The sequence below is a fragment of the Microvirga sp. GCM10011540 genome (genome assembly GCF_042650665.1).
Classification (GTDB): domain Bacteria; phylum Pseudomonadota; class Alphaproteobacteria; order Rhizobiales; family Beijerinckiaceae; genus Microvirga; species Microvirga lenta.
Genome location: NZ_JBHSBQ010000035.1, coordinates 18,004 through 27,355, shown reverse-complemented (window position 1 = coordinate 27,355; position 9,352 = coordinate 18,004). Strand labels below are relative to the sequence as shown.

8 protein-coding genes are annotated in these 9,352 nt (G+C 60.7%); 3 read left to right on the top strand and 5 right to left on the bottom strand.

All coding sequences use genetic code 11. The features are described 5' to 3' along the window. Nucleotides 1-294 precede the first annotated feature (294 nt). Nucleotides 295-567, bottom strand: coding sequence for a DUF433 domain-containing protein (locus ACFOYU_RS12520; protein WP_377033836.1), 273 nt, complete (start codon nt 565-567; stop codon nt 295-297). Between the two features lie 298 nt (nt 568-865). Here ACFOYU_RS12520 and ACFOYU_RS12515 point away from each other — a divergent pair, with 298 nt between their 5' ends. Continuing rightward, nucleotides 866-1,012, top strand: coding sequence for a hypothetical protein (locus ACFOYU_RS12515; RefSeq protein ID WP_377033835.1), 147 nt, complete (start codon nt 866-868; stop codon nt 1,010-1,012). A gap of 467 nt (nt 1,013-1,479) precedes the next feature. Here ACFOYU_RS12515 and ACFOYU_RS12510 read toward each other — a convergent pair whose 3' ends face one another. The 3 genes from ACFOYU_RS12510 to ACFOYU_RS12500 all read right to left on the bottom strand — a co-directional run bounded on the left by ACFOYU_RS12510 (nt 1,480) and on the right by ACFOYU_RS12500 (nt 4,513). Then, nucleotides 1,480-2,493 (bottom strand): IS110 family transposase, encoded by a 1,014-nt coding sequence (locus ACFOYU_RS12510; RefSeq protein WP_377033834.1) that lies wholly within the window; start codon nt 2,491-2,493, stop codon nt 1,480-1,482. Nucleotides 2,494-2,867: 374 nt separating this feature from the next. After that, nucleotides 2,868-3,791 (bottom strand): MBL fold metallo-hydrolase, encoded by a 924-nt coding sequence (locus tag ACFOYU_RS12505; RefSeq protein ID WP_377033833.1) that lies wholly within the window; start codon nt 3,789-3,791, stop codon nt 2,868-2,870. A gap of 59 nt (nt 3,792-3,850) precedes the next feature. After that, complete coding sequence (locus ACFOYU_RS12500) at nt 3,851-4,513, bottom strand: peroxiredoxin (RefSeq protein WP_377033832.1); 663 nt, start codon at nt 4,511-4,513, stop codon at nt 3,851-3,853. A gap of 261 nt (nt 4,514-4,774) precedes the next feature. Here ACFOYU_RS12500 and ACFOYU_RS12495 point away from each other — a divergent pair, with 261 nt between their 5' ends. Both ACFOYU_RS12495 and ACFOYU_RS12490 read left to right on the top strand, forming a co-directional pair. After that, complete coding sequence (locus tag ACFOYU_RS12495) at nt 4,775-5,716, top strand: hypothetical protein (protein ID WP_377033831.1); 942 nt, start codon at nt 4,775-4,777, stop codon at nt 5,714-5,716. Nucleotides 5,717-5,974: 258 nt separating this feature from the next. After that, on the top strand, nt 5,975-6,712 hold the full coding sequence (locus ACFOYU_RS12490; protein ID WP_377033830.1) for an adenylate/guanylate cyclase domain-containing protein: 738 nt from the start codon (nt 5,975-5,977) through the stop codon (nt 6,710-6,712). A 274-nt stretch (nt 6,713-6,986) separates the two neighbouring features. Here the strand turns inward: ACFOYU_RS12490 and ACFOYU_RS12485 are convergent, their stop codons facing one another. Then, a complete protein-coding gene (locus tag ACFOYU_RS12485; protein WP_377033829.1) occupies nt 6,987-9,194 on the bottom strand; it encodes an autotransporter domain-containing protein in 2,208 nt (735 codons plus the stop codon). Nucleotides 9,195-9,352 lie beyond the last annotated feature (158 nt).

The following is a 9,352-nucleotide window of genomic DNA, read 5'->3' as shown; positions in this document are numbered from 1 at the left end:
GGACGGCACTGTTCCACCAAAGGCTCCAGTATTGCCCATTGTGCGTCCGTCAGCATGGCTCCTCCTCAGATCAGGACGAGCAAAACGCCTCCAGGCGCAAAGGGTTCAAGTCATAACAGGCGGTAGTTATGGGCGACATCCGGAACTACATCCGAATGGCAGCTGGACGGCGCTGAGGGCTCAATTCTTTCGGCTAAGCCGGGTTAACCCATGACGGGAAACAGAAGTCGAACGGCTATGCTCAGTCGATAAGGCATCAGCTTAGGCATTACGTTCAGGATCCTAGCGCCAACTTTACCGCCTCGGAATGCGTCCGGACTTCACCAGGTTTGCATTTGCCACCCGTGGCACGTTATGAAGCTTTGGACTCAACGGATTGGCCTCTGCGTATGAGACGGCCAGATCCAGATGGTGCTCCCTAATGCTGGGGTAGGCCGCCAGAATGCGCTCCCGCGGGATCCCTGTCTGAACGGATGCTGCTAAGTCATAGACCAAAACACGGGTTCCTTTGATGACCGGCATGCCACCCAAGATTTCCGGATCCGAGACAATCTTATCTTCGGTCATTACAGTGTAATCTCCATTCGCCTGCTGGATCTCCTAATCTGTCATGTGCCTGCCAGATCCTCGAGCGCTCAGAGGGTTTTCGGTTTAGGGTCTTCCTTAAACTCATATCGCATCCCGATTATGTCCAGGCTCCCAGTTATGCAGTCCAACAGAAGACGATCAACCATACCTGAGCTGGTGACGGGAAGGAGACACAGTACAGAGTACTGATTCATAATAACGTTCCCCATAACAAACATTTTGACAAGAAGTTCGTAACCGCTGCCGTGGCAGGATCCTCGTCAACCAGGAGGATTTCATGCGCGCCAATCGACGGCTTGCCCAGCTCTGGCTCGATGCGCTGGCGACCGAACTCGGTGCGTCAGCCGGCACCCTCGACACCTATGGCCAGCCGCCGCAGGTCGTGCGTCGCGTCGCTCGCCGAGAGGAGGATGTCGCCGCCTGACACAAGCCAAAGTTAAGCAGGAGCATGGGCGGCACTGGAATCCCGTCTCAGGAGCTGGCGGCCCTGTCGCACTGAAAGGGCCCGCTTTTCCTTAATTGCAGAGTTTGACCGATCAGGCACCGAATATTCGCTCTGGTCGAACGATGGAAATCCCCTGATCGTTACAGGTCCGGTTCTCCTGTCCTAAGCTGACATTCAGTTAACTTCAGCTGAGTGCCGATACTGTTTTCTAATAGGTCAAGGGGCAACTCTCCAATCCTGAGCGGTTTTGCGATCCCAAAGGGCTTCCGCGTTCTCTACGTGCTCCAGGGCACTTGATGGGGTCAGATGGAGTGGAGCGACTTGGTTGAAACCGCAGTCGACCCTTGGCACAGGCCGCATGCGACAAAATCGGCGTCGTCTTCCACACCCTCACTTGGGCAGCGCTCTGCTCGGGAGCTCGTCTCGACCTGCTTCTGCTTGTCCTCCTAGGCTGCCTGGAATGTGGTGCCGTGCCGGAGCATGGCATGCATGATGATCGCCAAGCGGCGGGCCAGCGCCACGCGCGCCTTCCTCATGGTCGAGCGCCGGGCAATGCCCAGTGCCCACTCCTTGAGAGCCAAGGCGCCGCGGTAGCGCGTCAGCATCACATTAGCAGCCTCGTACAACAGGGTTCGCACCCGCCGGTCGCCGCACTTGGAGATGCTGCCGACATAGTCGATCTCGCCCGACTGGAGGCGCCGTGGCACGAGGCCCAGGTAGGCTCCTACATCGCGCGATCGGTGGAAGCGCTCCGGTGCATCGATGGTGGCGACAAGGGCCAGCGCTGTCAGTTGGCCCACACCGGGGATAGTCATCAGCCGCTGGCAGGCCTGTGACGAACGGGCCAGCAACCGCATGTCACGGTCGATCGCCACGACCGCTTCCAGAACGGCCTTGCGCGCGGCGAGCAGGCCCTGCATGGCGCTGGATAGACCTGCGATTCCCTGGCTGGCTTGGATGACCTGCTCGGTAAAGCGCGGGCTCAACCCGCGCGGCAACCGGACCCCGAATACTACGGCCAGGCCGCGGATCTGGTTCTCCAGGGTGACGCGCTGCCCGACCAGCTTCTTGCGGGCGATGATCAGAGCGCGCACCGCATGAGCTGGCAGCGATTTGACGTGGACAGGCTTGTAGAAGCCGGTTCGGGCGAGATGGGCCAGGCCACGGGCATCGTTACGGTCGGTCTTGTGGGTCGCCAGAGACTTGAGCGCCTGGTAGGCCTGCCGGCTCTCGATGCAGATCACCGGCAGCCCGAGGGCGGCAAGGCCATGGAAGAGCATCGGCGCCATGCGGCCGGTCTCAAGCACGATCTTCTCGCAAGCGGGCGCCGTCTCCAGCACGGCGGCAATCGCTTCTGGGGTGCTGGAGGCTTTTGCCTCCAGAACAACACTCCCGTCCCGCTCGACCACACAGATGTGGGTCTCATTCATCGACACATCTAAACCAGCATAGTAGTCCATGGCTGCTCTCTCCTGTGCACGTGGCCAGCCGATGTTATCGGCATCCAGGGAGAGCCGCCCCATTACCCAATGTTGAAGAAGTCCGAAAATGCCGGTTTCTGCGCGGCCGACATACTGGATGTTGGGCCTGATCTGGCACGCTGACGCTATCAATAGGTCGACTGAGTAGCGCTCGGGAGTTTTTCAACGAAATCTGCCCCGGGTTAGTGAGGGTCAATTGGATTACCAGCAGCAAGCTGGCACGCGCTGCAGGCTGCACATCGCTTGGTTAGTCACCCCGAGGTCTATTGTGTGCAGACGCGTCAGATGAAGTTGCCCTTGAGCGCGTCCGCCACCTGCCTTGCATAGGCACGCCCAGCGTCCTGCTCTGCCCATCATTCCCACATGGCGCAAGGCAGTGCGTCGAGCGGGATCTTGAGGTACCGCATCCCATTGTCCTCAGGCATGGGCAATCGACCTCCAGCCATGTTCACCTGAAGAGCGTGCAGAATGAGCTTGGGCATTGGCAGCGTCCCGTCACGTTCTTTGCGAAGAGCAACGAACTGCTCCTCGGTCCCAGCCTGCTTGAGGTGAGTGTTGTGGGCTCTCTGGCTCGCTACCGAACTCTCCCAGGCCGGGGGGCGCCCGCCGGGCCGGTAGTCGTGACCGGAGAATAGACGGGTGTCGTCCGGCAGGGACAGGATACTCTGGATCGTTCGCCACAGCGCTCGGGCGTCCCCACCGGGAAAGTCGCATCGCGCCGTGCCAAAGTCCGGCATGAACAGCGTGTCGTGGATGAAGGCGGCATCTCCGATCACGTACGTGACTGAGGCCAGGGTATGTCCCGGCGAGAACAGCACGCTCGCCTCCATGTCTCCGATCCGGAACACATCACCATCGGCAAACAACCGGTCCCACTGCGAACCGTCTGTCGGGAAGCCGTCGGGCAGATTGTAGATCTCCTTCCAGAGCCGCTGGACAGCGAACACCTGTTCGCCAATGGCTGTTTTAGCGCCGGTCTGATCTTTCAGATACCCAGAGGCCGAAAAGTGATCGGCGTGAGGATGAGTGTCCAGAATCCACTCGACCGTGAGATCCTGCCCCTGCACGAAGGCGAGCAGAGCGTCAGCGGAGGTCGTCGCCGTGCACCCTGACTTCTCATCATAATCGAGCACCGGGTCGATGAGGGCACAGGCCCCGGAGGCCAGATCGGACACCACATACTGAACACTGCAGGTACGCGGCTCAAAGAAGGCGTCGACCCGCGGCTTGCATGCAAGCCGCTCAGGAGCCGGCCGGGACAGGGTAGCTGAGCTCATGGTGTTTCTCCATGGTAGTTTAGGCCCACTCAACCGAGAGCACACGGGAACGCACCTGCTCAGGATTGCGGCTGCGGCACAATGCGAATGTAAGGTCTCGGAGCCTGCCAACCCTGCGGGTAGATTCTGCGCGCTTCGTCGTCCGACACAGAGCCGGCAATAATCACGTCCTGTCCCGGCTGCCAGTTCGCCGGGGTTGCGACCCGATGTTGAGCCGTTAACTGGAGCGAGTCGATGACACGCAGAACCTCGTCGAAGTTACGTCCCGTGGTCATCGGGTAAGCTAGCATCAGTTTGATCTTCTTGTCCGGCCCAATGACGAACACGTTTCGGACGGTTTGGTTGTCGGCAGGCGTGCGCCCCTCCGAGGTTCCGGTCGTGCTGGCCGGCAGCATTCCATATAGCTTCGACACTGCCAGATCCGAGTCCCCGATCATCGGGTAGTTCGGCGCGTACCCCTGCGTCTCGTGAATGTCCTCTGCCCAACGGGCGTGATTACCGACCGGATCGACGCTGAGTCCAATGACTTTCACATTGCGCCGGTCGAATTCATGCTTGATGCGAGCCATGTAGCCGAGTTCGGTTGTGCAGACCGGGGTGAAGTCCTTGGGGTGGGAAAACAGCACGCACCAAGCATCGCCAATCCATTCGTGAAAATGGATGCGCCCTTGCGTGGTCTCAGCCTCGAAATCCGGTGCGACGGCACCAATCTGAAGTGTCATAAGGTTTCCCTCTCCCACATCATGAGTACTTGCGGATGTTTCGTTGCTACCTTGACAGTCTGCCGCGATAAGGTAAGCGGAAATCTTCAGATATTTTCGGAGCTTTGTGGAAATTAAGACGAGGCCCAGGTAGATTGGACCACAAAGATCATCGTATCTGTCTTTGGCCGCGAGAAGAAAGCCAGCCGACTTATGTCATAATATAACATAAATACCGGAGGCTCCGACGTGCGCCCCACGAGAGAAAGAGCTGCTGGGCCTTTGGTTGCCCTGAAACTCAAGTTGACGCTTGTGGCGCTCGGAAGTTCGCCAAAAGATCTATGCCGTCGTTTCGCAGCTGTGAACCCGACCACCGCCTTCACGGCACAGAATGCCTATAAGTGGTTGGGTGGTAAGTCTGCCCCCCGCATCTCGCAAGTCTACAATGAATGGGCTTGTATCCTTGGAGGGAATTTAACCGGATCCTTCATTGCGGCGGCGTCCTTTGAGGAGTTCGCCACCTCCCTCTCAGCTCATTACAATGTCCCGGGTACGACACTCGCCGAACTCATGCGCGAGGCGTCCTCAACCCGACTGGCACCCTCTGTATCCCTTCCCGATGGAGGCCAGTGGTCTACGAGTCAACTTCTAACGGGGCGCTATCTTGCTTTGTCTCTGGCGTGGTCGCAGGCACAGTCCGGTAAGCTCATTCGTGGGCAGGTCGAAATCGCTCGAACCGGCGCATCGGGGCTGAGCCTCACTTACTCAGAAGCGCTTTTTGGGCGGGTCGTCGTAATGGACGGAGCTGTGGTCTCCGATGGACGAACCGCTCAGTCGATGGCGGTCTGCCGTGAAAGTGGGAGATGCTACTTATTTGCGCTTTGTGTTCCACCACCGCCGGCAAACCTGATCGGAGGTGTGTTTAGCGGCTCAGCCTTGCATGACTTCGGCGCTCGCCCATGCGCCTCACGTATTCTCTTCATTCGCGACCACTCAGCGGCTGGGAGCTCCGACAGCAGCCTCTCCACCTATCTGGAGCCGTCGCAGGCCCTCATTGGTCGTGCGCTGGCGGGCCTTGGTTATGGCCCAGAGGAAGAGCGGGTTGGCGTCGCAGACCATCTGAAAACGTTTCTGATGGCGGAGGACAGGGCAGGTCTCCTGGAGGCGACGCCAGAGAGCGTTGGCGCTCTAGGTCTCCTGCTGGACCGGCTCAGCAACACCTGAGCTAGTCAGCAAAGGGCTCAGTAGCCGACGCCCGAATAGCAATGCCCCCAGCCAGCAGGAAGGTTAGTTTAGACCAGATAGCTGATTTGCGCATTCTTCTTGGATAAAAGCGAAGCGTTCTCTCCGCGAAGATGTCACTCAAAGGTCCGACTGTGGGGCAAGTCATCAAGCGGGCGTTGGCTATGGATTCAGCTGAGCTCAGCGTATCGTGTTGGCGCAGTCATTCTGTACATCCGGAATTCACGAAGGGTTGAGTGGATGTCTCCGCCTCCATCAAAAATTTGCCAAGGTTGCTGGCAACAGATGCGTGTCCCCATACCACTGCGCGGTTTGGCGTCCGTTCCCTTCCGAGCCTTTGGTATTCGTCCGAGCCGGATGAACCCGAACACCTGCACGATGTGCGAACTCATGTTCACGCGGATTATGAAGGCCCGCAAGATCACCGTGGACGTGTCGGTGCTGTTTGCGGATCTGAGAGGTTATACAGCTCTGTCGCAGTCGCTTACGCCTGACGCAGTCTCGTCGCTGCTCGACGCCTTTTACGATGAATGTGCAGCGGCTATCTGGGAGTACGACGGCCTTCTCAACAAGACGAACGGCGACTCGGTTATGGCAATCTTCAATTTCCCGATCCGGCACGATAATCACCCTGAACGGGCAGTGCTGGCCGCACGTGAGATCCAACGTCGCTATGAAGCCCGTCGAGAAAGGCTCATGATTGAGAATGTCGGCATTGGTGGGAGTGACCTCAGGGTCGGCATCGGTATCGACTCCGGCTTTGCCAGTTTTGGGGAGTTCGGACGTTCCCATCGTGACCTGACCGCGATTGGAACGGTCGTAAACACGGCCGCTCGCGCCCAATCGGCCGCTGAATCAGGTGGGATCCTGGTCACCCAAGCGGTTCATGATCGCACTGGTCCCCATGTAGTCGCTAGCGAAGGACGGGAATACCTGTTGAAGGGATTTGATATTCCCATAAAGCTTTATGTAGCCTGATTATTGCTCTCTGTGAGACCAAGTAACTCCAACAATCCCGATGGAAGGTGGCATTAAGGGGTTAGCACGTTCCTGTGGGCAAGCGAGCCGATTGGTGAAGGTCTGCATTGGGTCATTCGAAGAAATTGCGAATGCTTCAGGAATGTCTGTTGTCCCCTGCCTCAGCAGACATTCGGTGCCGCTTCAGCTTCGTGCCGCCATCAGCGACCCTTTGCCGACGGTCCAAGGTCAAGACCGATCGTCCGACAAAGGGCTCCGTTCCGGCGAGCCTTGCTCAGAACCGCCAGGTGAAGTTGCCTTTCAGCGTATGCTCCTGTGCCCGCGCGCCAATCTGCCCGCTATAGCCGACGCCAAGGCTGATCGCCTCGGAAGCCTGCCACTCCAGCCCGGCCTCGGCCACCACGGCATCGCGGTCGACCGGCACACCCGAGACCGTGAACGCCGTGGTGCCGCCGGCAAAGGCCAGCAGCGCATGAGGCTCAACATCCCCGAACGCATGCCGCCAGCCCAGCAGGCCGCGCAGGGTCAACGGGAGATCGTCGCTGACCTTTGCGTCGCCCCGCACGCCGAGCGTGGTCGTTGCCAGACCGAAGCTGTGGCCATAGCCCAGAAGGGCGGCATCGCCGCCGTCCTCGACGAAGCTCTTGGTGCGCAGCCGCAGCACCGAGGCACCGGCGAAGGGTTCGAGCGTCGCTCGGCCAAAGCTGACCCCATAGCCGATCTCGCCAAACGCCTGCATCGTCGAGCCGTCGTAAGAGGCCGTCGTACGGTCGGCGAAGCCCGGAAAGGCGATCGTGCGCTGCACGTCGAAGTTATGAGCCGAATAGGAGGCGCCGAGCCGCAGGTTGATGGCGCCCCATCGCGCCGAGCCATAGAGCGCCCCGAAGACGCCCTGGTTCTCTCCCGACGAGGCGAGCGCATCGACATCGAAGCGGGTGCTGGTGAAGCCGCCGGCGATGCCGATCCGGTACGCCGGATCGAGCAGCGCCTCGGCGCCGAGAATGAAGCCGCCGGTGGCCGTCTCCATCCCGGAGGCATTGCCGTTGTGGGCGATGCGGCCCCAGGAGCCGAAGCCTTCGCCCCAGAGCGCGAAGCGGCGCGGGTCGAGGGTAGGATACGGCACCGCCACGGGCTGCACCACGCCCGGGCCATCGGCCGCAAAGGTCGCGGGGAGCGTCATGGTCGGGGCACCGCCCAGGGGCATCCGCAGCCGATTCAGAAGCGTGTCCTGCACGAGACGGGCATCGCCGTACGCGACCGTTGCCGCGCTGGCATGCGCTTCGCCCGCCACCAGATCGAAGACTCGGTCGGCCGTGGCCGCATCGAGCCGCAGCACCGCGTCATCGAGCTCACTCGCGTTCCCCAGAGCATCGAGCGCGGCAGCCGTGTCCTTGTCGTCGGACGTCGTCTCGGCACTGGCCAGCGGCACATCGTTGCGTTCGAACGTGACGACCACCTCCTCGCGCTCCTCGCGCACGGTCGGTTCCAGGAAGTCGGAGACGCTGTTGGTGTGGATCTTGAAGGTGCCGGTCGTCTCGCCCTCGGCCGTGATCACCTCGAGAGGCCTGTCGACCGGGGCGAGCCCATCCGCTAGGACCAGATCGAGGGTGGCGCCCGCCACGTCGGCGTTGCCTGCGACAACGATCCGGTCATGGTTGCCGGCGGCATCCGCCTCGACCCGGTAGACCGCTCCCGGCGCCAGGGTGAGGTTGCCGGTGATGCGCAGCTGCCCGATCGAATTGCCGGGGGCGAGGATGCCCTGCGGCAGGACGGTGATCCCCTTGGCCAGGCCGTTGCCGCTTAAGGTGGCGCCGGCCTCCACGGTGACGATCGAGTTGGGCAATTCGCCATTCAGCGCCAGCGTTCCGGCCTTGACCGTCGTGGGGCCGCTGAAGGCACTCGTCGATTGCGCGGTCCACTTGCCGGATCCGGTTTTCTCCAGACGCTCGAAGCCGCGGAACCGATGACGGGCAGGCCCGGTGTCGCCGATGACGCGCAGATCGATGGTGTTTTCGCCCGAGCCGCCGAGGGCCAGCGTATCATCATGGCCGTTAGCCACGACATCGCCGATGATGTTACCAGTCGGGCTCCGCAGTTCCAGCCGGTTGACGCCGCGGGTGAACTCGATGGCACTCTGATCATACGACGCCGCAATCGTACCGGCGTTGACGATGCTCAGGTCGTGGCCGGCGATGCCCATCTGCGCCCCCCACTGTGACATGAGGGAACCGGCGCTAATGACTCCGTAGTTCTCGATCATCGCACCGTTCTCGGCCCGGATCCCGGCGCTGATTCCGGTATTGCTGCTGTAGACCGATCCATCGTGGTTGACGATCACCCTGGCGCGCAAACCTATGATCAGGATGCCGTTTCCTTTGGTGACGTGCGATCCGGTGATGCGGTTGTTCACGACGATGACTTGGTCGTTGTCGATGACCGGAAAGCCAAGCGGCATCGGCCAATCCACGATGCGGGTCGGCACCGGCGACCCATCGGCGGACCGGGCCTCTCCCACGGCGAGCACCAGGGCCAGGACGGCAAGGCTCGGTCCCGCGAGCCAAGACCTCGCACCGGCGCACGGCTCGCAGCCCCGGTGCGCCCGATGATGGCCCATCGCCCCGCAATGATGTTCGATCTGCC